The following is a 24,485-nucleotide window of genomic DNA, read 5'->3' as shown; positions in this document are numbered from 1 at the left end:
GTGTGGCACCGCGCCGCGCGGCCGAAGCTCCGCCGCAGGCTCTCCGGCTGAGCAGCGGCGCGGCGGGCGGGGGGCCGGGGCGGCGCGGCGGGTCCGCGGACCGCGTTACCCTTGGGGGTCACCCTGCCCGCATCACGAAAGACCTGTGCCTGCATGACTGTCGAGTCGGTCTTCCCGCGCCTGGAGGCCCTCCTCCCGCACGTCCAGAAGCCGATCCAGTACGTCGGCGGCGAGCTCAACTCGACCGTCAAGGACTGGGATTCCTGTGACGTGCGCTGGGCTCTGATGTACCCGGACGCCTACGAGGTGGGTCTGCCCAACCAGGGCGTCATGATCCTCTACGAGGTCCTCAACGAGCGCGAGGGCGTGCTGGCCGAGCGCACCTACAGCGTCTGGCCGGACCTCGAGGCGCTGATGCGCGAGCACGGGGTGCCGCAGTTCACGGTGGACGCCCACCGGCCGGTGAAGGCGTTCGACGTCTTCGGGCTGAGCTTCTCCACCGAGCTCGGCTACACCAACATGCTCACCGCCCTGGACCTCGCCGGCATCCCGCTGGAGGCCAAGGACCGCACCGTCGACGACCCGATCGTGGTGGCGGGCGGCCATGCCGCCTTCAACCCCGAGCCGATCGCGGACTTCCTGGACTGCGCGGTGGTCGGCGACGGCGAGCAGGCCGTGCTGGACATCACGGAGATCGTCCGGGCGTGGAAGGCCGAGGGCCGCCCCGGCGGACGGGACGAGCTGCTGCTGCGGCTGGCCCGTACCGGCGGCGTGTACGTGCCGCGCTTCTACGACGTGGAGTACCTGCCGGACGGCCGCATCGGCCGCGTGGTGCCCAACACCCCGGGTGTGCCGTGGCGGGTCTCCAAGCACACCGTGATGGACCTCGACGAGTGGCCCTACCCCAAGCAGCCGCTGGTCCCGCTGGCCGAGACGGTGCACGAGCGGATGTCCGTGGAGATCTTCCGCGGCTGCACCCGCGGCTGCCGCTTCTGCCAGGCCGGCATGATCACGCGCCCCGTGCGGGAGCGAAGCATCACCGGCATCGGCGAGATGGTGGAGCGGGGTCTCAAGGCGACCGGGTTCGAGGAGGTCGGCCTGCTGTCGCTCTCCTCCGCCGACCACACCGAGATCGCGGACATCGCCAAGGGACTGGCCGACCGGTACGAGGAGGACAAGGTCGGCCTGTCGCTGCCCTCGACCCGGGTCGACGCCTTCAACATCGACCTGGCCAACGAGCTCACCCGCAACGGCCGCCGCTCCGGCCTCACCTTCGCCCCCGAGGGCGGCAGTGAGCGCATCCGCAAGGTGATCAACAAGATGGTGTCGGAGGAGGACCTCATCCGCACCGTCGCCGCCGCCTACGGCAACGGCTGGCGCCAGGTGAAGCTCTACTTCATGTGCGGGCTGCCCACCGAGACCGACGAGGACGTCCTGCAGATCGCCGAGATGGCCAAGCGCGTCATCGCCAAGGGCCGCGAGGTCACCGGGCAGAACGACATCCGCTGCACCGTCTCCATCGGCGGCTTCGTCCCCAAGCCGCACACCCCGTTCCAGTGGGCGCCGCAGCTGGGCTCCGAGGAGACCGACGCCCGGCTGGCCAAGCTGCGCGACGCCATCCGCGGCGACCGCAAGTACGGCAAGAACATCGGTTTCCGCTACCACGACGGCAAGCCCGGCATCATCGAGGGCCTGCTCTCCCGCGGCGACCGCCGCATCGGCAAGGTCATCCGGGCCGTGTACGAGGACGGCGGCCGCTTCGACGGCTGGCGGGAGCACTTCTCGTACGACCGCTGGATGGACTGCGCCGACAAGGCCCTCGCCGGCTTCGGCGTGGACGTCGACTGGTACACCACCCGTGAGCGGACCTACGAGGAGGTCCTGCCCTGGGACCACCTGGACTCCGGCCTGGACAAGGACTGGCTCTGGGAGGACTGGCAGGACGCCCTGGAGGAGGTCGAGGTGGACGACTGCCGCTGGACGCCGTGCTTCGACTGCGGAGTGTGTCCTCAGATGGACACCCAGATCCAGATCGGCCCCACCGGCAAGAAGCTGCTGCCCCTCACGGTCGTCAACACGTAGCATCCGCCCACGCCAGGCCCGGTCCGGGGACCCCGGACCGGGCCTGTGGCACATCTGCACATGGAGCCGTGTGCGACCGCGACTTCGCGGCGGCGGCCGAGGCGACCGGCCGGCCCCTGCGATGGCCGGCTCCGCCCGGGACACTCGGCCGACGCCCGGACGCGTACCCTTGGGTGTGTAAGGGCTCGGTCCCAGCGGCCGGCCGCGGCCACTCATGAGGGACTGAACGACACTGGCACGCCGTATGCCCGAAGGCCCGCCGCCCGCTCCTGCGGTGCAGCGCATCCGGCTGCGCTACACCAAGCGCGGCCGCCTCCGGTTCACCAGCCACCGTGACTTCCAGCGGGCCTTCGAACGGGCGCTGCGGCGCTCGTCGGTCCCCATGGCCTACTCTGCGGGCTTCACCCCGCACCCCAAGGTCTCGTACGCCAACGCCGCCCCCACCGGCGTCGCCAGCGAGGCCGAGTATCTGGAGATCGCACTCACCGAGGCCAGGGATCCGGAGCAGCTGAGGGCCCAGCTGGACGAGTCGCTCCCGGCGGGGCTGGACGTGGTCGACGCGGTTGAGGTGCACACCTCGAACTTCGCCGACCAGTTGCAGGCGTCGGTGTGGCAGATCCGGCTGGAGGGCGTCGCGCCCGGGACGGCCGCGGAGGCCGTCGAGGCGTTCCTCGCCGCGGAGGCGGTGGAGGTGGAGCGGCTCACCAAGAACGGCGTCCGCACCTTCGACGCGCGCGCTGCGGTGGCCTCCCTGGAGGTGTCCACCGACGAGCCCGGCGGGGTGCCGGACGGCGGTGCCGATGTTCGGGCAGGCCGGGCCTGTGCGATACTGCGCCTGGTAGTGCGGCACGCCACACCCGCCGTACGACCTGACGACGTCCTGTCCGGTCTTCGTGCGACGGCCGACCTCGCGCCGCCGGTCCCCGCAGAGGTGACCAGGCTGGCGCAGGGGCCGCTCCACGGGGAGTCCGGCACGGTGACCGACCCGCTGGCGCCCGACCGCGCCGCAGCCACGGCCGTCCCACTTGCGACCGCCGGGCCGCGAGCCGCCGCGAAGGCCTAGCGCCGGCCCCGCCGCTCAGCCGAGTGCGCGAGCGTCGTCAGAACGAGGGACCAGCCCTCCGGCCCCGCCAACCGGGGCGGGAGGGGCCCCCTCCGCACCCGTGCGACGGATGCGGAGACCCTCCTCCCGGCACGGCCCAGGCCGACGGGACGCGAGGAGAGGTCCCGGCCCCAGGGAGCCACCCGGGGTTGGGGACCGTGCACTTTGAGAAGACTGGTCAGACCAGAAGACTTTCGGCCGCCCGCCCCGGCGGGCGCCGAGTGAGACAACGAGCCCCCGTGCGGCCCCGCGCCCGCATGGCGGCACCGTGAGCCGGCAGGCAACCCACCTCCCGGCACCGGTGCCCTGCCGTGCCCGGTCGCGGAGCCCGGGGGACTGACGGGAGATACGCCCGCATGCTCGAGAACAACGAGCCGCAGAATGCGGCGCCGGACGGCCCTGCCGACGGCACCGTGAACGAGAACGCGCACGAGGAGGGTGCGGCGGCCGCGCCGCCGCGCCGCCGCCGTCGCGCCGTGTCGCGCCCGGCCGGCCCGCCGCAGGGCGCCGAGGCGGCTCCGGCCGCCGAGCAGCCTGTCGCCGAGCAGCCTGCCGCTGAGGCGCCCGCTGCCGAGGCTCCGGTGGAGCCGGAGAAGCCCAAGCGGGTGCGGCGTACGCGGAAGAAGGCCGAGGTCGCTCCCGAGCCCGTGGCTGAGGAGCCGGCGGCGGTGGCCGAGCAGGCCGCTGCCGAGGCACCTGCCGTCGAGGCTCCGGTGGAGCCGGAGAAGCCCAAGCGGGTGCGGCGTACGCGGAAGAAGGCCGAGGTCGCTCCCGAGCCCGTGGCTGAGGAGCCGGTGGTGGAGGCGGTCCCGGCCGCCGAGCAGCCTGCCGCTGAGGCGCCTGCCGAGCCCGAGGCCGAGGCCGAGGCTGAGGAGCCGGTCGAGGAGGCCGTGGTCGAGCCGGAGCCCCCGCACCGGACCCGCCGCCGGGTGGTGCGCCCGGTGACCGCGGTCTTCCAGGCCCCGGTCTTCCAGGAGCCCGCCGCGCCGGTGGCCGCACCGTCGCGTGACCGTGACGACCACGACCGTGACGACCACGACGAGGACGAGACGGCGGCCGTCGAGGCCGACCAGGTCGGCCGTCGCCGCCGCCGTCGCCGGGCCGCCGTCCCGGCCGGGCCCGCCGTCGCCGAGGAGGCCGTGGCGGAGCCGCTGGCCGAGCCGGCCGAGGACGAGTCCGCCGCCGAGGAGGAGTCCCGCGAGGCCGAGCACGGCGAGGACGACGGCCGTCCGTCGCGCCGCCGCCGCCGCGGTGGCCGCCGGCGTCGTCGCGGGGACGCCGACGACCGCGCCGACGAGGACCACGAGGACCACGAGGACGAGTCCGAGGAGCCGGCCGGCGAGGCCGACGAGGAGGACGACGAGCTGGCCGCCGGTCTGGCGTCGTCTCGCCGTCGCCGCCGTCGCCGCCGCCGCAGCGGTGACACCGGCCCGGAGCTGGACACCGCGGGCACCGACGACCCGGAGCGCACCGTGGTCAAGGTGCGCGAGCCGCGCAAGAAGGCCGCGCACGAGCCCGCCTTCGACCCCGACGAGGTGCAGTCCATCAAGGGCTCCACCCGTCTGGAGGCCAAGAAGCAGCGCCGCCGTGAGGGCCGTGAGATGGGCCGCCGCCGGGTGCCGATCATCACCGAGGCCGAGTTCCTGGCCCGCCGGGAGTCGGTGGAGCGGGTGATGGTGGTCCGCCAGAGCGGCCAGCGCACCCAGATCGGCGTTCTTGAGGACGGCGTGCTGGTCGAGCACTACGTCAACAAGGAGCAGGCCACCTCGTACGTCGGCAACGTCTACCTGGGCAAGGTCCAGAACGTGCTGCCGTCGATGGAGGCCGCCTTCGTCGACATCGGCAAGGGCCGCAACGCGGTGCTCTACGCGGGCGAGGTCAACTTCGAGGCGCTGGGCCACGGCGGTCCGCGCCGGATCGAGTCGGTGCTCAAGTCCGGCCAGTCGGTGCTGGTGCAGGTCACCAAGGACCCCATCGGCCACAAGGGCGCCCGGCTGACCAGCCAGGTGTCGCTGCCCGGCCGTTACCTGGTGTACGTGCCCGAGGGCTCCATGACCGGGATCAGCCGCAAGCTGCCGGACACCGAGCGCACCCGGCTGAAGCAGATCCTGAAGAAGATCGTCCCCGACGACGCGGGCGTGATCGTGCGCACCGCGGCCGAGGGCGCCAGCGAGGAGGAGCTGACCCGGGACGTCCTGCGGCTGCAGTCGCAGTGGGAGGAGCTCCAGAAGAAGGTCTCCGGCGGCAATGCGCCGACGCTGCTCTACGGCGAGCCGGACATGACCGTCCGGGTGGTCCGCGACATCTTCAACGAGGACTTCAAGAAGGTCATCGTCCAGGGCGACGAGGCGTGGGGCACCGTCCACGAGTACGTCAACCATGTCGCGCCCGACCTCGGCGACCGCCTCCAGCGGTGGACCTCTGACGTGGACGTCTTCGCCACGTACCGGATCGACGAGCAGCTGATGAAGGCGCTGGACCGCAAGGTGTGGCTGCCGAGCGGCGGTTCGCTGGTCATCGACCGCACCGAGGCGATGGTCGTGGTCGACGTCAACACCGGCAAGTTCACCGGTCAGGGCGGCAACCTCGAGGAGACCGTCACCAGGAACAACCTGGAGGCGGCCGAGGAGATCGTCCGCCAGCTGCGGCTGCGCGACCTCGGCGGCATCATCGTGATCGACTTCATCGACATGGTGCTGGAGTCCAACCGCGACCTGGTGCTGAGGCGCCTGCTGGAGTGTCTGGGGCGCGACCGCACCAAGCACCAGGTGGCCGAGGTCACCTCGCTGGGTCTGGTGCAGATGACCCGCAAGCGGGTCGGTCAGGGACTGCTGGAGTCCTTCTCCGAGCAGTGTGTGCACTGCAACGGCCGCGGCGTGATCGTCCACATGGACCAGCCGTCGGTGTCCGGCGGTGCCGCCGCGAGCGGCGCGAGCAAGCGCCGCCGCCGGGGCAAGGGCGGGGTTGCGGCCGGTGAGCCGCACATCCATGAGCACGAGATCGAGCACGAGCACGAGCACGAGATCGAGGCCGAGCCGGAGGAGCCGGTGGAGGCCCCGGAGCCCGTGGTCGCTGAGCCCGCAGCCGTGGAGCCGGCAGCCGCGGAGCCCGCGGTGGCCGCCGTCGAGCAGCCGGCGCCGGAGGTGGAGCCGGAGCCCGCGGTGGCCGCGGTGAGCCTGGTCGAGCTGCCCGCCACTCCGGCCCCCGGTGGCCGTACCCGCCGTCGCGCGGTGCGCAAGGCCACCGCTCCGGCCGGTCCGCCGGTGGAGGCGGAGGCCGCGGTGCTGGTGCTGCCGGCCCGTGCGGTGGAGGACGGCGAGGCGGCGGCGGAGCAGGCCGTGGCCCCGGCGGCCGAGCCGGTCGCCGAGCCGGTGGCCGAGTCGCTGCCGGCGGCGCCCGACGGGGCGGTGGAGGCCGGTGCGGCCGAGGCCGAGCCGGAGGCCCCGCGCAAGCGTGCCGCCCGCAAGACGGCCGCGAAGAAGACCACCACGGCCAAGAAGACGGCCGCGGCGAAGAAGACCACCACCCGCAAGACCGCCACCAAGCGGTCCGTGGGGGTCAAGAAGACGGCCGCCCCGGCGGAGGGTGAGTCCTCCGCCCCGGTCGCCGAGTAACCGGTCGCCGAGCGACCGGTCCGCAGCACCGTCCGGGCCCCCGTCACTCCGGTGGCGGGGGCCCGGTTTGCCCAGGGGACCGCAGGTCCGTATTCTTGTCCCTCGGCGTGTCTGCGCCATGCTCCCGAGCAATCCACCTCCCGGGTCCCCTGGGGGAGGCCTCCTGTGTACTCGCCAGGCAGGCTGGCATCGGGAGTTCCGACCGAGTAGAGGAAAGCAGGTTCCGCGTGTACGCGATCGTTCGCGCCGGCGGCCGCCAGCACAAGGTCGCCGTCGGCGACGTGCTGGAGATCGACCGCGTTGGTGTCAAGCCCGGTGACTCGGTCGAGCTCTCGACCATCCTGGTCGTGGACGGCGAGACCGTCACCAGCGACCCCTGGGTCCTGGCCGGCGTCAAGGTCCACGCCGAGGTTGTCGACCACACCAAGGGCGACAAGATCACCATCCTGAAGTACAAGAACAAGACCGGTTACCGCAAGCGGATGGGTCACCGCCAGAAGCACACCGCGGTCCGCATCACCGGCATCGACACCGCGAAGTAAGGGGCAGGGAGACATGGCACACAAGAAGGGCGCTAGCTCTACCCGTAACGGCCGCGACTCGAACGCCCAGCGCCTCGGCGTGAAGCGCTTCGGCGGCCAGGTCGTCAACGCCGGCGAGATCATCGTCCGCCAGCGCGGCACCCACTTCCACCCGGGTGCCAACGTCGGCCGCGGCGGCGACGACACGCTGTTCGCGCTGACCGCCGGTGCCGTCGAGTTCGGCACCCGCCGCGGTCGCCGCGTGGTCAACATCGTCGCCGGCGAGTGACCACAGTCTGACGCAGCATCATGAAGGGTGGACCGGAATGTCCGGTCCACCCTTCGTGTTTTCCCCTGTGACGTTTTTCCATCCCTGGAGGCACACCCCATGACCACCTTCGTGGACCGCGTCGAGCTGCATGTCGCCGCGGGTAACGGAGGCCACGGCTGCGCCTCCGTACACCGGGAGAAGTTCAAGCCGCTCGGCGGCCCGGACGGCGGCAACGGCGGCCGTGGCGGCGATGTGACGCTGCTGGTGGACAGCAATGTCACCACGCTGCTCGACTACCACCACTCCCCGCACCGCAAGGCCACCAACGGCAAGCCCGGCGCCGGCGGCAACCGCTTCGGCGCCGACGGCCAGGACCTGGTGCTGCCGGTGCCCGACGGCACCGTGGTGCTGGACTCCCACGGCGAGGTGCTGGCCGACCTGGTCGGCCACGGCACCGCCTTCGTGGTGGCGGCCGGCGGCCGCGGCGGGCTCGGGAACGCGGCCCTGGCCTCCGCCCGCCGCAAGGCGCCCGGCTTCGCGCTGCTCGGCGAGCCCGGTGACGCCCGCGACGTGGTGCTGGAGCTCAAGACCGTCGCCGACGTGGCGCTGGTGGGCTACCCCAGCGCCGGCAAGTCCTCGCTGATCTCGGTGCTCTCCGCCGCCAAGCCCAAGATCGCCGACTATCCCTTCACCACCCTGGTCCCCAACCTGGGTGTGGTGACCGCGGGCGACACCGTCTACACCGTCGCCGACGTGCCCGGTCTGATCCCCGGCGCCAGTGAGGGCCGCGGCCTCGGCCTGGAGTTCCTGCGCCATGTGGAGCGCTGCTCCGTCCTGGTGCACGTGCTGGACTGCGCCACCCTGGAGCCCGGCCGCGACCCGCTCTCCGACCTGGAGACCATCGAGGCCGAACTGGCCGCGTACGGCGGCCTGGAGGACCGGCCCCGGCTGGTCGCCCTCAACAAGACCGACGTGCCGGACGGCCAGGACCTCGCCGACATCGTCCGGGCCGACCTGGAGGCCCGCGGCCACCGGGTCTTCGAGGTCTCCGCCGCATCCCACAAGGGCCTGCGCGAACTCTCCTTCGCCATGGCCGGGATCGTCGCCGAGTCTCGCGCCGCCAAGCCGGTCCAGGAGGCGACCCGGATCGTGCTGCGGCCCAAGGCGGTCGACGACACCGGCTTCACCGTCACCGTCGAGGACGGCTTCTTCCGGGTCCGCGGCGCCAAGCCCGAGCGCTGGGTGCGCCAGACCGACTTCGCCAACGACGAGGCCGTGGGCTACCTCGCCGACCGGCTGGCCCGCCTCGGCGTCGAGGAGCAGCTGTGGAAGGCCGGTGCCAAGGAGGGCGCCGAGGTCGTCATCGGCCCGGATGAGAACGCCGTGGTCTTCGACTGGGAGCCCACCATGGCCAGCGGGGCCGAGATGCTCGGCCGCCGCGGCGAGGACCACCGCTTCCAGACCCAGCGGCCGGCCGTCGACCGCCGCCGGGATCGCGAGCGGGGCCGCGACGACGCCGACGCCGAGTACGCGGCCTTCGACCCGCTCTCCTCCGGCCGCGCGGACGACGCGTACGACGGGGACGACGAGGACGACGAGTAGCCCTCTCCGGCGACCGGGCCTCCTGCGGCCGCCCGTCCGCGCATCGGGCCCCCTCCCCGGCGGGGCCGGGGAGCCGCCGAGTCCGGTGTGTGGATGGGCGGGCGGGGTCTCCCGCCCCATCGCGTAGATTGCGAGGGGGCGGGCCCCGCCGTACGGGTGCCCGCCGGACCAGCGGATCTGCTTGGGAGTGAGGGCGTGGCGGTGGCCGCAGCTGAGGCGGGGGACGGGCACGGCGCGGGGCGTCTGCGGGAGGATGTGCTGCGGGCCCGCCGCATCGTGGTGAAGGTGGGCTCCTCCTCCCTCACCACCGCCACCGGTGGTCTGGACGCGGACCGGGTGGACGCCCTGGTGGACGTACTGGCCAAGGCCCGCGTCCCCCGTGCGGGTGATGCCGCGCCCACCGAGGTGGTGCTGGTCTCCTCGGGCGCCATCGCGGCCGGCCTGGCCCCGCTGGGGCTCACCCGCCGCCCCCGGGACCTCGCCCGGCAGCAGGCCGCCGCCAGCGTCGGACAGGGGCTGCTGGTGGCCCGCTACACCGCCTCCTTCGCCCGCCACGCACTGCGGGTCGGCCAGGTGCTGCTGACCGCCGAGGACGCCAGCCGGCGGGCCCACTACCGCAACGCCTACCGCACCCTGGAGCAGCTGCTGGCGATGGGCGCGGTCCCGATCGTCAACGAGAACGACACCGTGGCCACCGCCGAGATCAAGTTCGGCGACAACGACCGGCTGGCCGCGCTGGTCGCCCATCTGGTCCGCGCCGACCTGCTGGTGCTCCTCTCCGACGTGGACGGCCTCTACGACGGCGATCCGAGCCGGCCCGGTACCAGCCGGATCGCGGAGGTGCGCGGCCCGCACGACCTGGAGGGCATCGAGATCGGCACCGCCGGCCGGGCCGGCGTCGGCACGGGCGGCATGGTCACCAAGGTCGAGGCCGCCCGGATCGCCACCGGAGCCGGCATCCCGGTGGTGCTCACCGCCGCCAGCCAGGCCGCGGACGCGCTGGCCGGCCGCCCCACGGGCACCCTCTTCCACCGCACCGGCCGCCGTGCCGCCGACCGGCTCCTCTGGCTGGCACACGCAAGCCACCCGCGTGGGGCGCTCAGCCTGGACGCGGGCGCCGTCAGGGCCGTGGTGGAGCGCCGCAAGTCGCTGCTCCCAGCAGGGCTGACGGGCATCGAGGGGGATTTCGCTGCGGGCGATCCGGTGGACCTTCTTGACGAAAACGGCCACATCGTCGCTCGCGGACTGGTCAACTTTGATGCAAGGGAGTTGCCCCGCCTACTGGGCCGGTCCACCCACGAGTTGGCCCGGGAGCTGGGTCCCGCATACGAGCGTGAGGTCGTCCACCGGGACGACCTGGTGGTGCTGCGCGGCTGAGGCGCGGCAGGAGCAGGAGCGCGCAGCGGGTCCGGGGCGTTCGGACCCGGACAGGCATCGCCGGACAGGAGGCCCCCGGTGGGACGCAGGCGCCAGGAGACACTGCCCGAAGGCGCAGCGGGACGCACACTGACCAGCGTCGGCGACGGCCTCGACGGCCCGGTGGAGGTCCCGGCGGCCGGCCGGGAGCCGGGGTCCGCGCTCTCGGCGGCGGTCGCCGAGCAGGGCCGGCTCTGGCATGTGGTGCTCAGCGTGGCCGGCCGGACCACTCCGCTCGCCGAGCTGCGCAGCGGGCTGGAGCAGCTGGCCCACGACCATCCCTTCCTGCTCACCGCGCGCTATGCCGCCGACCACGCCGAGGTCCGCTACTGGGAGCAGGCGCGCGACCTGCACGACGCGGCCGCGATCGCGCTGCGGCTCTGGGGCGAGCACCGGGCGTCCGCGCAGCTGCCCGCCTGGGAGATCGTCGGCCTGGAGGTGGTGGACCGGTCGACGTACCACAAGCGGCTCTCGGAGGGGTACGGCGACGCTGCCGCCGTGCTGGGCGGCGTCCACCCGTACTGAGCCGCCCGCCTGATCCGCCCGCCTGCGCCGCCCGCGACGGTGCCCGGGTGTCTCAACTGCTGGAAATCGCCACGGGAACGGCTTGCCGGGTCAGTACGCTTCGGATATGAGCGCCGACGCCTTCGCCACCGATTCGCCCGTCCTCGCCGCTGCGCGCCGTGCCCGGGAGGCGGCCGCCGTGCTCGCCCCACTGCCGCGCTCGGCCAAGGACGCCGCGCTGCTGGCCGTCGCCGACGCCCTGGAGGCCCGTACGGCGGAGATCACCGCCGCCAACGCCGAGGATGTCGCCCGGGCCCGGGAGGCCGGCACCGCCGAGTCGGTGGTGGACCGGCTCACCCTCACCGAGGAGCGCATCGCCGCCATCGCCTCCGACGTCCGCGACGTCGTCGGACTGCCGGATCCGGTGGGTGAGGTGCTGCGCGGCTACACCCTGCCCAACGGGCTGGATGTCCGCCAGGTGCGGGTGCCGCTGGGGGTGGTGGGCATCGTCTACGAGGCCCGGCCCAATGTGACGGTGGACGCCGCGGCGCTCTGTCTGAAGTCCGGCAACGCCGTGCTGCTGCGCGGCTCCGCCTCGGCCTACCGCTCCAACACCAGGCTGGTGGAGGTGCTGCGGGACGCGGTCGCCTCGGCCGGGCTGCCGGCCGACAGCGTGCAGCTGGTGCCGGGCGAGAGCCGGGAGTCGGTCAAGGAGCTGATGCGCGCCCGCGGTCTGGTGGACGTGCTGATCCCGCGCGGCGGGGCCTCCCTGATCCGCACCGTGGTCGAGGAGTCCCTGGTCCCGGTGATCGAGACCGGCACCGGCAACTGCCACGTCTACGTCGATGCGCAGGCCGACCTGGGCAGCGCCGTGGAGATTCTGCTCAACTCCAAGGCGCAGCGGGTCAGTGTGTGCAACAGCGCGGAGACGCTGCTGGTGCACCGGGACATCGCGGACGCCTTCCTGCCGGTGGCGCTGGACGCGCTGGCCGGGGCCGGCGTCACCGTCCACGGGGACGCGGCGGTGCAGCAGGCTGCCCGGGAGCACGGCGGCCCGGCCACGGTGGTCCCGGCCACCGAGGAGGACTGGGAGACCGAGTACCTCTCCTACGACATCGCCGCCGCGGTGGTGGACTCCCTGGACGACGCGGTGGCCCACATCCGGCGCTGGTCGTCCGGCCACACCGAGGCCATCGTCACCACCTCGCAGACGGCGGCCCGGCGCTTCACCCAGCTGGTCGACTCCACCACGGTCGCGGTCAACGCCTCGACCCGGTTCACCGACGGCGGGCAGTTCGGTTTCGGGGCGGAGATCGGCATCTCCACCCAGAAGCTCCACGCCCGCGGCCCGATGGGCCTGCCCGAGCTGACCTCCACCAAGTACATCCTCACGGGAGACGGCCACATCCGCCCCTGAGGCGGGCGGAACCGGCCACCGTGTCCCGGTCGGGGTGGGGCTTTCGGTCGGGCCGGTGGGCTTTCGGACGACCCACAGACAAACGGCCCGCGCGGTAATACGCTGAAGGCGTGCCCGAGGAAGTGGGGGGTTCGCCGGACCCGGACGGCGCCGACCACGGTGGTGCGGACGATGCGTTCGCAGCCGTGGTTCTCGACGAGGCCTTCATCCGGGCGGCCACCGTCCATGAGCCCTCGGCCCATGAGCGGATGCTCGCCGCGGTGGAGGCCCGGCTGGAGCTGGAGGCGACCGGCGCGGGCCGTGCGTTCGGCGGCGGTGACGATGCGCGCGACGACGGCCTGCCCGAGGAGCTGCGCCCCTACCGGGACGAGGAGTACGACGGGGACTGGCCCGGGCCGGCCTCGCGCCGCGTCAGGAGCCGTCTCACGGGCCGCCGGATCCGCCCGGCCGCCCCGCACCGGGGGCGGCATGCCGCGGTGCATGTCCGCTGGCACCGGCCGGTGGCCTGGTTCCTCGCGGTGATCATGGGCCTGGGTGTGGTGGCGGTCGCGGTGGCCGCCGTCTACCGGGGCACCGGTGCCTCCTCGGCCACGCCGGGGCCGTCGCGCTCGGAGAGCGGCAGCGTCGGCACGCCCTCGGTGAAGGCGCCGCAGCGGCAGCCCGTGGTCACGGCGCCCTCCGCGGCGGCCGGCTGACGTCTTCCGGGTCCTGCCGAAAGTCGTCCAAATCTCCCTGCCTGAGAGCCTGAAGCAGCTCTGACCTGCGCTGATTTCCCTGCGCTCCGCCGAGCTCCGGTGAGCTGATGTCAGAACTTGACCGCTTCGCCCTCGTTCAGCCGTGCCCCGGAGACATACCCTTGCTCCATGGGTGGCCGGGAGGAGCCGCCGGACGGCGTGCCCGAGGGCGCTCCCGGTGGCGACGACGAGTTCCGATCCGTCGTGTTCGACGAGTCGTTCGTCAGGGCTGCCCGGATCCAGGAACTCTCGGCGAGCGAGCGGCTGAGCGCGGCGGAGCGGGGGGTCCGTACCCGGTCCCGCTCCCGGTCCGCACGGCCGTCGGCGTCGCTGCCCCGGCAGGCCTTCGCCCTGATGCTGCTGATAGCGATGGCGTTCGCCGCCGCGGTCTACATGGGGATCCGTCACCCCTACCGGGAGCCTCCGGTGGCCAAGAGCCGGCTGACCATGAGCATCGTGCCGCTGGCCCCGGCCGCCACCGTCACGGCCGCACCCGGCACCAGGAAGCGGGGGAGTGCGGCCGGATCCGGCGACGACCCCTTCGCAGCGCTGGAGAAGGCCGCGGGCAGCACCTTCTACGACGGCAGTGTGGGTCTGCTGCCGCCGCCGGCCACCGCCACCCGGCACTTCTCGGTGGAGCAGGTGACCCGTGCCCTGGCCGCGGTGCAGCAGTACCTGGTCGCCTCGTCGCTGGACTCCAAGGTCCTGGTCGAGGGCAGTACGGGGGCGGTACGGGATCAGCTGGCGCCCGGTCAGCGGGCGCAGTTCGACGACAGCGTGGGCAACCCCCGGGACGACCTCCACCATGCGGCCACCGGCTGGCTGGTGCGGTTCGATCCGGCGCAGGTGACCCTGGGTGTCTCCAAGGTGAAGGTCTCCGGCGGGATGACCGTCGAGGAGTCGGACGACGACACCCTCGAGGTGGTCACCGACCACACCTTCGTCTATGCGCTGCAGGCGGCGCCCCGGGACGGTACCCAGGCCGCGGCCCGGGCTGCGGCCTCCACCGCGCCGGCCTCCACCGCGCCGGCCTCCACCGCTGCCACGACGGCCTCACCCGGTACCGCCTCACCCGGTACCGCCTCCACCGGCACGGCCTCGCCGGGTACCGCCTCCACCGGCACGGCCTCACCCGGGTCCGCCTCGCCCTCCGACGACACCGGCACCGACTTCGACCCTGAGCAGCTGTCCGTCCCCGGAGCGCCGGTGACGCTCTTCGCCGTCCGGCGGGAACTGCGTTTCCAGTTCGACCGCGCCGACATCGACGCCTCCCAGCTGCAACTGGTCGACTCCGTGGTCCAGGCGGGCCCCATGGCGTGCGACGCGCACGCCGAGCGCTATCTGCGGCCGATCCTGGCCGGCCAGGCCACCGGGACCGGAGAACCGCAGACCTCCGGCAGCCCCTCGGCCGACGGCCGGCAGGGCACCGCACCGCTCGGCGTCGACCCGCTGGACCGCCTGCACCGTCCGGCGTGGCAGCTGTGCGGGGTGCTCAGCGGGCCGATGGCGGGCCTGCCGGCCCGCTGAGCGTCCGGACCCCGAAGGGTCCGCTGCCTCCCGCGGGTCAGGCAGTGGCGCCGCCGTCCGCCGGGGCGTCGCCGTCCTCCGCCGCCCCGCCGCTGCGGGAGCCGCTGAAGACGTCGCGCAGCTTGCTGCCCACATCGCCCGCGCCGCCGGTGATGTCCCGGATCAGGCCCATCAGCGGGTCCTTGCTCTCCTTGACCGACCTGGCGTACGACTCGGCGGTGGCCTTCCACTGGTCACCCAGTGAGGCGTTGACGTCGTCCTCCCGGCGCGGGTACGCCCCGGCCAGGACGGAGCGGTACTCGTCGCCCTCGGCCCACTTCTTCAGCTGGGCCGCCCGCACCACCGCGAAGGGGTGGGTCTGCGGCAGCACCTGGAGCAGCTTGATCACACCGTCCCGCAGGTCGCCGGCCTTCTCGTACTCCTCGGCCTGCTCCAGGAAGGCGTCCACGTTCATCTCGGCCAGGTGGTGGCCGCCGGCCAGCTTCATCAGGCCGCGCATCGAGGCCTGGAGGTCCTGGCCGACCAGCAGGCCGGCCCGGTCGCAGGAGAGCTCCGACTTGCGGAACCACTCCTTGAGCGCGGTGATGATCGCCATGATCGCGATGTTGCCCAGCGGGAGCCAGGCGATCCGGGTGGCGATGTTGGTGAGGATCAGCAGCATCGTCCGGTAGACGGCGTGGCCGGACATGGCGTGGCCGACCTCGTGGCCGACCACCGCCCGCAGCTCCTCCTCGTCGAGCATCTCCACCAGGCCGGTGGTCAGCACGACGATCGGGGTCTCCATGCCGATGCACATGGCGTTGGGCTTGGGATCCTGGGTGACGTACAGCTCCGGGACCTTGTCCAGGTCCAGGATGTAGGCCGCGTCGCGCACCATGTCGTGGATGTGCGGGAACTGGCGCTCCGAGGTCTTCACCGCCGTGGCCAGGAACATCAGCCGCACGCTGCGCTCGGAGACCAGTCCGGCGAGCCTCTTCAGCACGTCGTCGAAACCGGACAGCTTGCGCAGGGCGACCAGCGCCGACCGGTCGGCGGGGTGCTCCCAGGCCCGCGTCGATATGCCGGGGAACCGCTTGCGGTTGCGGCTGGGCACGCTGCTGCTGCCGTTGGTGGGGTCCGTCATGTCGTGAGTACCTCCTGGTCGACGAGGGCCTCCCGCTGCCGCGGGCCCCCACCGTCCGCTTCGTCCGTCGCCTTCTCGTACTCGTCCCCGCCGGTCACCCTACGGGGCGGGGTGCCGCCGCGTCCCCCCTCCGGTGGAGCGGACCCGGCGCGGTGTCCGGAACGCCCCGGTCTAGGCTGGGCAGTGGACCGCCGACCGAGGAGCCATGCCATGTCCCCCGAGACCCTGATGATGCTCGCCGCCCCGATCTCCAATGAGAGCGGCCCCGGCGTCTTCCTGCGCATCGTGCTGATCGCCGCCGTCGTCGGTGTGGTCCTGCTGGCATGGGCCATCGCTCGCGCCAGCCGCAACAACCACCGCTGAGCGGACTGGTGACACCCCATGCGGGAGCAGACGCAGCAGAGCCGCCGCGCGGTTGCGGACGGCCCACCCGTACCATGAGCACGCGGGCCACCGGTGCCCCGGAGGCGGCGGCAGCCGCCGGTACGGCCGGGACCGGGACCCCGCTTCCGCCCCCGAGCCCGAGAAGGTCCTGCCGACCATGACCACTGCCGCAGTCCCCGCCCTGAGCCTGCTCGCCGAGGGCGGCCACCACGACAGCCTCAACCCCGCCCTCACCGGCGGTGGTGCGCTCTTCGCCCTGCTGCTGCTGCTCTTCATCACGACCCGCTTCAACCGCGACCGCTGAGCGGCAACCTGTCAGCCCGGCCTGCAGCAGAACGGCCCTCCGCCCGCCCGGTGGAGGGCCGGTTCCGCATCCGGCGGCATCCCGTAAGGTGAGTCGGCATGGAACAGCAGGCCGAAGCAGGCGCCGCGCCGGTGAAGAAGCGCCTCGGCGTGATGGGCGGCACCTTTGACCCGATCCACCACGGGCACCTGGTCGCCGCCAGCGAGGTGGCCAGCCTGTTCGCGCTGGACGAGGTGGTCTTCGTCCCCACCGGCCAGCCCTGGCAGAAGAGCGAGCGGCGGGTCTCCCCGGCCGAGGACCGCTATCTGATGACGGTCATCGCCACCGCCTCCAACCCGCAGTTCTCGGTCAGCCGGATCGACATCGACCGCGAGGGCCCCACCTACACCGTGGACACCCTGCGGGACCTCCGCCGGGAGCACCCCGACGCGGACCTCTTCTTCATCACCGGCGCCGACGCGCTGGAGCAGATCCTGTCCTGGCGGAACGCCGAGGAGATGTTCGGGCTCGCACATTTCATCGGAGTCACCCGTCCAGGGCACACTTTGACCAACCCTGGACTGCCCGAGGGCGGTGTGTCCCTGGTGGAGGTGCCGGCACTGGCCATCTCCTCCTCGGACTGCCGTTCCAGGGTCGCCCGCGGGGAGCCGGTCTGGTACCTGGTCCCCGACGGCGTGGTGCGTTACATCGACAAGCGGGCGCTCTACCACCGCAGGGGCGGCCAGACCGCCACCGGCGTCTGACCAGCCACACACAGGCAATCGGAACACCTTGAGGGGCGGCGTGACCGGATCGGCAGACCGCAGGGGACCGGGGGGCGACGACTGGTCCGCGGGGCGCTATGCGCCCGCGGAACAGCAGAACCAGGAGGGCTGGGACGATCCCGGCAACTGGTCACCCGGTGCCCACGGCGGCCCGGCGCCCCGGCAGCAGGGCGGCCACGCCCAGCAGCAGGGGTACGCCGACCCGTACGGCACCGGGCAGTACCCCGCCGTCGACCCCTACGGAGGGGGCTACGGCACGGGTCAGCAGGGCGGCGGGCAGCAGCCGTACGACACCGGCGGCTACTCCACGGGTCAGTATCCGCAGTACCCCCAGTACCCGCAGCAGGGCCATCAGGACCCCTACGGCACGGGTCAGGGCGGCGGGCAGCAGCCGTACGACACCGGCGGCTACCCCACGGCCCAGTACGCCCAGCCGCAGCAGCAGGGCTACGCCGACCCGTACGGCACCGGGCAGTACCCCGTGGCCGGGCCCCACACCGGGCAGCAGCCGGTCGTCCCGGCCCAGCAGCCCGGCCGTCCCGTACCGCCGCCCCGGCAGCAACAGGGCGGCCAGCAGCAGGGCGTTCCGCAGCAGGGCGGACAGGGCCCGGCGGCCCGCCGGGGCGCTCCGGGGCAGGGCGCCCCCGGCGCCCGGCCGCCCGGCTACGAGGGCGAGGAGTTCACCTTCGTCGATGACGAGGAGGAGTCCGAGGACGTCATCGACTGGCTGAAGTTCGCCGAGACCCGCACCGAGCGGCGCGACGAGCGCAAGCGCCGCTACCGCAACCGGATCGTCGCCCTGGTGGTGGTCCTGGTGCTGGCCGCCGCGGGCGGTGTCGGCTACCTGTGGAAGACCGGCGCGCTCGGCGGTGACTCCGCGGGTGCCGTGCCCGGCGGCAAGCGCGCGGTGGTCGTGGTCCATCTGCACGACCTCAAGGGGAAGACCACCACCGCCCTGCTGGTCGACGACGCGGCCGGCGGCAAGGGCTCCGCCCTGCTGCTGCCCGGCACTCTGCTGCTCCCCGACGACGGCGGCGACTCCGGCACCACCACCCTCGGCAGCTCGCTGGACGACCAGGGCGCCGGCGGTACCCAGGACGCCCTGACCACGGTGCTCGGCGCCCCCATCTCCGGCACCTGGCGGCTGGACACGCCGTATCTGCAGATCCTGGTCGACCAGCTCGGCGGCATCACCCTGGACACCGACACCTCGGTCGTGGCGGGCGGCAGGACCGTGGTGAACGCCGGCAAGTCGCAGGACCTCAACGGCACGGCCGCCGTGGCCTACGCCACCTACCAGGGGCGGACGGAGCAGCCCGCAGCCCAGCAGGCCCGGTTCGGCCAGGTGCTGACCGCGGTGCTGAAGGCGATGCCCACCGACGCCTCCTCCGCCACCGACGTGGTCAAGCGGATGAACGCCGTCATGGACCCGTCCCTGTCCGAGCGGCAGCTGGGCGCCTCGCTGGCCGCTCTCGCCCGCCACGCGGGAGCCGGGCACTTCTCGGTGGCCACGCTCCCGGTCAAGGCGGACGGGACGGTCGACCCGGCCACCGCGGGCACCCTGGTGAAGCAGGTGCTGGGCGGTACCGTGCACAACGCGGACAGCGGGAGCGGGCCCGCCAGGGTGGTCATCCAGAACGGCACCGGCACCACCGCCAAGGCGGACCAGGCGCAGATCCAGGTGGTCAACGGCGGCTACACCTTCGTGCCGCCGCTGGGCAAGGCGTTGGCCCCGGTGGCGAGGACCCAGATCCGGTACACCGACGACGCCCGGGCGGAGGCGGCCAGGCAGCTCGCGCTGACGCTGAACGTCCCCACGACGGCGGTGAAGAAGGTCACCGGCGGCCAGACGGCCGACATCCTGGTCGTCCTCGGGCAGGACTACAAGGGCACGGCCAAGCCCACCCAGTGACCGGCACCGGGTCACCGAGGTGACCTGATGGCTGACCCGGCCAGGGGCGCGCAGGACCGCACCGCCCGGCCCTCCACGGAGGAGCCGGTCCCGGATGCGGCCCGGCGCGCCCCTCGGCGTCCGGGCGGCCCGTGCGTACACCCCCGCGGAGACATCGATCCCGGCGTACGCGGGAGGCGTGAGATCCTGGGAGGCGAAACCGCTTCCTACCGAGAGCAGACCGTGACCGCTACCGACCGGGCCGTAGAGCTCATCACCACCGCCGCCCAGGCAGCAGCCGACAAGCTCGCCCATGACGTCATCGCCTACGACGTCAGCGAGGTGCTCGCCATCACCGACGCCTTCCTGCTGGCCTCCGCCCCCAACGACCGCCAGGTCAAGTCCATCTCGGACGAGATCGAGGAGCGGCTGCTCAAGGAGTGCGGCGCCAAGCCCGTCCGGCGCGAGGGCGAGCGCGAGGGCCGCTGGATCCTGCTGGACTACATCGACATCGTCGTCCATGTGCAGCACTCCGAGGAGCGCTCCTTCTACGCCCTGGAGCGGCTCTGGAAGGACTGCCCGGAGCTGAAGCTTCCGGAGGACGCGGTCGCCACCCGCAACCGTCCGGACGGCGCCCGCACCGACGCCGCGGGCAACGCCGTGGAAGCCGCTGACGGGAGCCTCAGCTGAGCGGCCTGCGGCGCGGCCCGCGCGTCGTCTTCTGGCGGCACGGCCAGACCGCGTGGAACCTGGAGGGCCGCTTCCAGGGCTCCACCGACATCCCGCTGACCGAGACCGGCCGTGCCCAGGCGCGCCGCGCCGCCAGGCTGCTGGCCGCGCTGCGGCCGGACGCGATCATCGCCTCCGACCTCCAGCGTGCCTCGGACACGGCCGCCGAGCTGGCGGCCGTCACCGGTCTGCCCGTGGAGCACCACAAGGGGCTGCGGGAGACCTTCGCGGGTGTCTGGCAGGGGCTGACCAACACCGAGATCCAGCTGAAGTACGGCGACGACTACGCCGCCTGGCGGCGCGGCGAGCCCGTGCGGCGCGGTGGTGGCGAGCTGGAGACCGAGGTCGCCGACCGAGCCGTGCCGGTGATCCTGGAGGCCGTGGAGAAGCTGCCGGAGGACGGCACCCTGGTGGTGGTCAGCCACGGTGGCGCCATCCGTACCAGTGTGGGCCGGCTGATCGGCCTGGAACCGTTCCACTGGGAGTCCCTGGGCGGTCTGTCCAACTGCTGCTGGTCCGTGCTGGGCCGCGGTGCGCGCGGCTGGCGGCTGCTGGAGCACAACGCCGGCACCCTGCCGGAACCGGTCATCGGCGACGACACCTGACCGTGCGCGAGCGATGGGCCGGACCTGCGAAGCGGCCGGATTTCGCAGTTCCGGGCCCCAGCCGCTAAAGTCTTCCTCGTTCGCAGCGTCCGAACGGACGCGGCGGGGCCTTAGCTCAGTTGGTAGAGCGCTTGCATGGCATGCAAGAGGTCAGGGGTTCAAATCCCCTAGGCTCCACGGGGCTTTAGCTCAGTTGGTAGAGCGCTTGCATGGCATGCAAGAGGTCAGGGGTTCAAATCCCCTAAGCTCCACAGCCGGAGATCCCGGCAGGACGGCCGACGTCCTGCCGGGATCTTCTCGTTGGGGGCGCCCCTCAGTGGGTGTGGTCGGCCACCGGGGCGTCCGGGTGGTCCATGAGCCAGGCGATGCGCTCGGACGTGCGCTCGTCCATGGGCGTGTAGACGATCAGCCGGTGCTCCGGCGCCCGGGACACGGCGAGAGTGGTGCTCGCCATCCGTAGCTCGCCGACCGAGAAATGGCGGAAGACCTTGATCGCGGCCCCGGTGTCCGCGACATCGTGCCGCTCCCACATCGCTGCGAAATCCGGGCTGGCCGCGCTGAGTTCCCGGATGAACCGCTCCCATTCCGGCTCCCCGACATGCCGCCCGTAACCGGCCCGCAGCACCGCCACCATCCTGGGCAGCTCGGTTCTCCGGTTGACGAAGGGGTTGCAGCAGCCCGGCATCACGAAGACCGACCACAGCGCGTTGTGCCGCCCGGACCCGATCCGGGGGAAGAGCGCCCCGTAGGCGCGGTTGTTCATCATCACGTCGTAGCGGGCGCTGTAGATCACCGCGGGGAGCGGGTCCAGGGCCTCCAGGATCACCGCCAGCTCGGGATCGAGCGGACAGTCCTCGAAGGGCTGCTGCCTGCCGGGTGCGCTGTCGGCCAGCCGGAAGAGGTGGTCGCGTTCGGCGCGGTCCAGTCGCAGCGTACGGGCGATGGCGTCCAGCACCTGCTCACTGGCGTTGATCGGCCGGCCCTGTTCCAGCCAGGTGTACCAGGTGACCCCGACCCCGGAGAGCTGGGCGACCTCCTCCCGCCGCAGACCGGGGGTGCGGCGGCGCAGACCGGGCGGCAGGCCGACGTCCTCGGGGGCGATCCGGGCCCGGCGGGCCTTGAGGAAGGCGGTGAGCTCGGCCCGCTTCCGTGGGGTCGCAGCAGGGGTCGGCGTCTTGCCCGTCACGCTCATTCCCCCATACTGCACCGGGCGGGCGGAGTTCTGGCAGGTGCTGCTGGTACCAGGATCAGCAGGCTCTAACCACCAGTACCGGACTCCCCTCAGGCTTGAGTCGTGACCGAGACCCAGATGCACTCCGCGACCGCCTCGTCCACCGTCCCCCGGCAGCGCTCCGAACCCCGCTCACACGTCCCGGGGGCACCGCCGCCCGGCCCGTCCCGGCCGGGGCTGCTGCTCTTCCTGATCCTCACCGGCCAGTTCATGGCGCTGCTGGACGTCTCCATCGTCAATGTGGCGGCGCCGACCATCCGTACCGATCTGCACGCCTCCGGCGCCGGGCTGCAGTTTGTGATCGCCGGGTACACCATCGCCTACGCGGTCCTGCTGATCACCGGCGCCCGGCTGGGGGAGCGCTACGGCTACAGCCGGCTCTTCCAGACCGGCCTGGCGGTCTTCACCCTCTCCTCGCTGGTCTGCGGAGTGGCGCCGACCACCGGCGCGCTGATCGGCTTCCGGCTGCTGCAGGGCGTGGGATCCGCCCTGATGGTGCCTCAGGTGATGTCGCTGGTGCAGCGCACCTTCACCGGTGCGGCCCGGGTGCGGGCCCTGGGCGTCTACACCGCGGTGCTCGCCGGTGGCGGGGTGGTCGGCCAGGTGCTGGGCGGCGCCCTGGTGAGCGCCGACCTCTTCGGCAGCGGATGGCGTCCGGTCTTCCTGGTCAACGTGCCCATCGGGGTGGCCCTGCTGATCGCCGGACGGCGGCTGCTGCCCGCGATCCCGGGCAACCGCGAACGTTCCCTGGACCTGGTCGGCCTGGTGGTGCTCGCGGTGGCGATCGGCCTGCTGGTGGTGCCGCTGGTGCTGGGGCACGAGCTGGGCTGGCCCGTCTGGGGCTGGGTGATGCTGGCCGGCGGAGCAGCGGCCCTGGCGGTGTTCGTGGTGGTCGAGCGGCGGGTCACGGCGCGCGGCGGCTCCCCGCTGATCTCCGGTCGGGTGCTGGCGGCTCCGGGGCTGCGGCCGGCGGCCGGTGCGATCTTCATGGCGCTGACCGGCTTCGCCGGCTTCCTCTTCGTCTTCGCCCTGCATCTGCAGGCGGGGCTCGGCGACAGTGCGCTGCGGGCCGGGCTGGTCTTCGTTCCGATGGCGGTCGGCTTCGGCTCCGCGGGGCTGTACTGGCACCGGCTGGTGCCGGCCCGGCTGCACCGCTCGCTGCCGGTGCTGGCGCTGCTGGTGATGGGTGCCGGGGACGCCGCCATGGGACTGCTGATGCGGCACGGCGCCCAGGTGGGGGTCGCCGAGGAGTTGCTGCTGGCAGTGGTGGGTCTGGCGTCCGGCTGCGCCTACAGCCCGCTGTTCGCCCGGGCGCTGGGCAAGGTCGCCCAGGCCGACGCGGCCGACGCCAGCGGTCTGATGGTGACCGTGGTGCAGCTCGGCCAGGTGGTGGGCGTGGCACTGCCGGGCACGCTGTTCCTGAGCCGGGTGGTCTATCCGGCGCCGGCCGCCGACTCGGGAGCGGCCCTCGCGGTCACCACCGCGGCCATCGGCCTGGTGGCCGCGGGAGGGGCGGTGTTCGCGGCCCGCACCCGGCGTGCGGTGCAGCCCGTCGGCTGACCTGCGCCGCGCCGCCCGGACCGGGGAGGTCCGGGCGGCGCGCACACCGGAACGGATTCGTGGACCGCTCGCGCGAACGTGTAGAGTGAGCGGTGTCGCCGAGGGGCCCGGAAGGGTTCCGACCGGCGGCGCGGCAGGTCTCGGGGCTTTAGCTCAGTTGGTAGAGCGCTTGCATGGCATGCAAGAGGTCAGGGGTTCAAATCCCCTAAGCTCCACAGCGGACGATCGGAAGGCCGCCTCCCTCGCGGAGGCGGCCTTTCGGCGTTCTCCCCCCGGTGCCGATGTCCGTCGCGCCCATTCCTGGGGTGCCGGCTCCCCGGGTGTCGGGTCCCGTGGGCGCCGGTCAGCGAGGTCTGCCGAAGCGCAGCGCCAGCGCCGGGCACTGGTTGACCGCCCGCTGGGCGTCGTTCTCCAGCCACACCGGGATGGGCGCGTTGCTGACCACCGGGAAGCCGTGGGCGTCCAGGCTGAAGAGTTCCGGGGCCAGGGCGGCGCAGAGGCCGTGCGCCCGGCACCGCTGCCAGTCCACGACCAGGGTCGGACCGGCCAGCTGGTCCTGGTCCTGCCCCGGCCCCCAGGGGGAGAGCGGCATCACCCCGCGGACCCGCCGTCCGCAGCCGCCGCGCAGGCTGTGGTTGGCCAGGTCGTCGGTGAAGGCGGTGAGCGCGGAGAGGATGAAGCGGGAGGAGCCGTCGGGGTGGGAGCAGGCACCCTGGCCGATCACCCCGCCGGCGATCCGCCGGGCCTCCTCCAGCGCCCGGGTGCCGCCGCCGCCGTTGGCCAGGTCGGTGAGCACCCGGGCGAGGTCCGGCAGACCCATCCGGCAGGGGCCGCACTGCCCGGCGGACTGCACGGCCAGCCAGTCCGCGATCCGGGCCGCCTCACCCAGCGGGCAGGTGTCCTCCGGGATCGGGATGACGATGCCCGCGCCGAAGGACCCGCCGGCCGCCGACATCCCCGCCCGGGAGCAGGGCGCCCGCACGGCGGCGTCCGCATCCAGGAACATCCCGTGGTAGCCGCCGACCAGCACACCCTGGCCCGGGGACACCCCGGCCGCGTCCAGCACGTCGCCGAGCAGGGTGCCGGCCGGGGTCTCCCCGGGCC

General features: G+C 72.9%; 21 protein-coding genes and 3 tRNA genes. 21 read left to right on the top strand and 3 right to left on the bottom strand.

The window, feature by feature from the left end; all coding sequences use genetic code 11:
- The first annotated feature begins 153 nt into the window (after positions 1–153).
- The 11 genes from AOK09_RS19715 (at position 154) to AOK09_RS19665 (ending at position 14,790) form a co-directional block, all read left to right on the top strand.
- Positions 154–2,082, top strand: a complete 1,929-nt coding sequence (locus AOK09_RS19715; protein WP_055588527.1) for a TIGR03960 family B12-binding radical SAM protein — start codon at positions 154–156, stop codon at positions 2,080–2,082.
- Between the two features lie 274 nt (positions 2,083–2,356).
- A complete protein-coding gene (locus AOK09_RS19710) occupies positions 2,357–3,145 on the top strand; it encodes a TIGR03936 family radical SAM-associated protein (protein WP_055588530.1) in 789 nt (262 codons plus the stop codon).
- Between the two features lie 395 nt (positions 3,146–3,540).
- A complete protein-coding gene (locus tag AOK09_RS19705) occupies positions 3,541–6,798 on the top strand; it encodes an Rne/Rng family ribonuclease (RefSeq protein ID WP_055588526.1) in 3,258 nt (1,085 codons plus the stop codon).
- A gap of 227 nt (positions 6,799–7,025) precedes the next feature.
- Positions 7,026–7,340, top strand: a complete 315-nt coding sequence (gene rplU, locus AOK09_RS19700) for a 50S ribosomal protein L21 (RefSeq protein ID WP_055588525.1) — start codon at positions 7,026–7,028, stop codon at positions 7,338–7,340.
- Positions 7,341–7,353: 13 nt separating this feature from the next.
- Positions 7,354–7,608 (top strand): 50S ribosomal protein L27, encoded by a 255-nt coding sequence (gene rpmA / locus AOK09_RS19695; protein ID WP_055588524.1) that lies wholly within the window; start codon positions 7,354–7,356, stop codon positions 7,606–7,608.
- A gap of 99 nt (positions 7,609–7,707) precedes the next feature.
- Positions 7,708–9,192, top strand: a complete 1,485-nt coding sequence (obgE, locus tag AOK09_RS19690) for a GTPase ObgE (RefSeq protein WP_055588523.1) — start codon at positions 7,708–7,710, stop codon at positions 9,190–9,192.
- Positions 9,193–9,393: 201 nt separating this feature from the next.
- Positions 9,394–10,569 carry a glutamate 5-kinase gene (proB, locus tag AOK09_RS19685; protein WP_407675422.1) on the top strand — a complete coding sequence of 392 codons (1,176 nt, stop codon included), beginning with the start codon at positions 9,394–9,396 and terminating at the stop codon, positions 10,567–10,569.
- A 162-nt stretch (positions 10,570–10,731) separates the two neighbouring features.
- Positions 10,732–11,133, top strand: coding sequence for a hypothetical protein (locus AOK09_RS19680; protein WP_407675423.1), 402 nt, complete (start codon positions 10,732–10,734; stop codon positions 11,131–11,133).
- 106 nt (positions 11,134–11,239) lie between these two features.
- The gene (locus AOK09_RS19675; protein ID WP_055588521.1) at positions 11,240–12,529 is read left to right on the top strand and encodes a glutamate-5-semialdehyde dehydrogenase; all 1,290 of its coding nucleotides are present in this window, start codon (positions 11,240–11,242) and stop codon (positions 12,527–12,529) included.
- Positions 12,530–12,639: 110 nt separating this feature from the next.
- Complete coding sequence (locus AOK09_RS19670) at positions 12,640–13,224, top strand: SCO2584 family spore wall biosynthesis protein (protein WP_063796012.1); 585 nt, start codon at positions 12,640–12,642, stop codon at positions 13,222–13,224.
- 168 nt (positions 13,225–13,392) lie between these two features.
- Complete coding sequence (locus tag AOK09_RS19665) at positions 13,393–14,790, top strand: SCO2583 family membrane protein (RefSeq protein WP_055588519.1); 1,398 nt, start codon at positions 13,393–13,395, stop codon at positions 14,788–14,790.
- A gap of 37 nt (positions 14,791–14,827) precedes the next feature.
- Here the strand turns inward: AOK09_RS19665 and AOK09_RS19660 are convergent, their stop codons facing one another.
- Positions 14,828–15,913, bottom strand: coding sequence for a M48 family metallopeptidase (locus tag AOK09_RS19660; RefSeq protein WP_055588518.1), 1,086 nt, complete (start codon positions 15,911–15,913; stop codon positions 14,828–14,830).
- A 210-nt stretch (positions 15,914–16,123) separates the two neighbouring features.
- Here AOK09_RS19660 and AOK09_RS40820 point away from each other — a divergent pair, with 210 nt between their 5' ends.
- From AOK09_RS40820 to AOK09_RS19625, 8 genes are all read left to right on the top strand, one after another.
- Positions 16,124–16,276, top strand: a complete 153-nt coding sequence (locus AOK09_RS40820) for a hypothetical protein (RefSeq protein WP_169797050.1) — start codon at positions 16,124–16,126, stop codon at positions 16,274–16,276.
- A gap of 178 nt (positions 16,277–16,454) precedes the next feature.
- On the top strand, positions 16,455–16,601 hold the full coding sequence (locus AOK09_RS40815; protein ID WP_169797049.1) for a hypothetical protein: 147 nt from the start codon (positions 16,455–16,457) through the stop codon (positions 16,599–16,601).
- Positions 16,602–16,699: 98 nt separating this feature from the next.
- A complete protein-coding gene (gene nadD / locus AOK09_RS19650; RefSeq protein ID WP_055588516.1) occupies positions 16,700–17,344 on the top strand; it encodes a nicotinate-nucleotide adenylyltransferase in 645 nt (214 codons plus the stop codon).
- Between the two features lie 40 nt (positions 17,345–17,384).
- Positions 17,385–19,277, top strand: coding sequence for an LCP family protein (locus AOK09_RS19645; RefSeq protein ID WP_055588515.1), 1,893 nt, complete (start codon positions 17,385–17,387; stop codon positions 19,275–19,277).
- Between the two features lie 222 nt (positions 19,278–19,499).
- Positions 19,500–19,946, top strand: a complete 447-nt coding sequence (gene rsfS / locus AOK09_RS19640; RefSeq protein WP_055588514.1) for a ribosome silencing factor — start codon at positions 19,500–19,502, stop codon at positions 19,944–19,946.
- Complete coding sequence (locus tag AOK09_RS19635; protein WP_055588513.1) at positions 19,943–20,590, top strand: histidine phosphatase family protein; 648 nt, start codon at positions 19,943–19,945, stop codon at positions 20,588–20,590. Before rsfS ends, AOK09_RS19635 begins: the two co-directional genes overlap by 4 nt.
- Before the next feature lie 104 nt (positions 20,591–20,694).
- Positions 20,695–20,767 (top strand) — tRNA-Ala (locus tag AOK09_RS19630).
- A 1-nt stretch (position 20,768) separates the two neighbouring features.
- A tRNA-Ala gene (locus AOK09_RS19625) sits at positions 20,769–20,841 on the top strand.
- A 62-nt stretch (positions 20,842–20,903) separates the two neighbouring features.
- Here AOK09_RS19625 and AOK09_RS19620 read toward each other — a convergent pair.
- Positions 20,904–21,782, bottom strand: coding sequence for a helix-turn-helix transcriptional regulator (locus AOK09_RS19620; protein ID WP_055588512.1), 879 nt, complete (start codon positions 21,780–21,782; stop codon positions 20,904–20,906).
- 102 nt (positions 21,783–21,884) lie between these two features.
- Between AOK09_RS19620 and AOK09_RS19615 the strand changes: the two genes are divergently transcribed.
- Complete coding sequence (locus AOK09_RS19615; protein ID WP_245687370.1) at positions 21,885–23,381, top strand: MFS transporter; 1,497 nt, start codon at positions 21,885–21,887, stop codon at positions 23,379–23,381.
- A 142-nt stretch (positions 23,382–23,523) separates the two neighbouring features.
- Positions 23,524–23,596 (top strand) — tRNA-Ala (locus AOK09_RS19610).
- A gap of 128 nt (positions 23,597–23,724) precedes the next feature.
- Here the strand turns inward: AOK09_RS19610 and AOK09_RS19605 are convergent.
- Positions 23,725–24,485: NADH-ubiquinone oxidoreductase-F iron-sulfur binding region domain-containing protein (locus AOK09_RS19605; RefSeq protein WP_175609323.1), on the bottom strand; the 761-nt coding region annotated here is incomplete at its 5' end.

This window comes from Peterkaempfera griseoplana (assembly GCF_001418575.1).
Classification (GTDB): Bacteria; Actinomycetota; Actinomycetes; order Streptomycetales; family Streptomycetaceae; genus Peterkaempfera; species Peterkaempfera griseoplana.
This window is presented reverse-complemented; position numbering and strand designations above follow the sequence as displayed.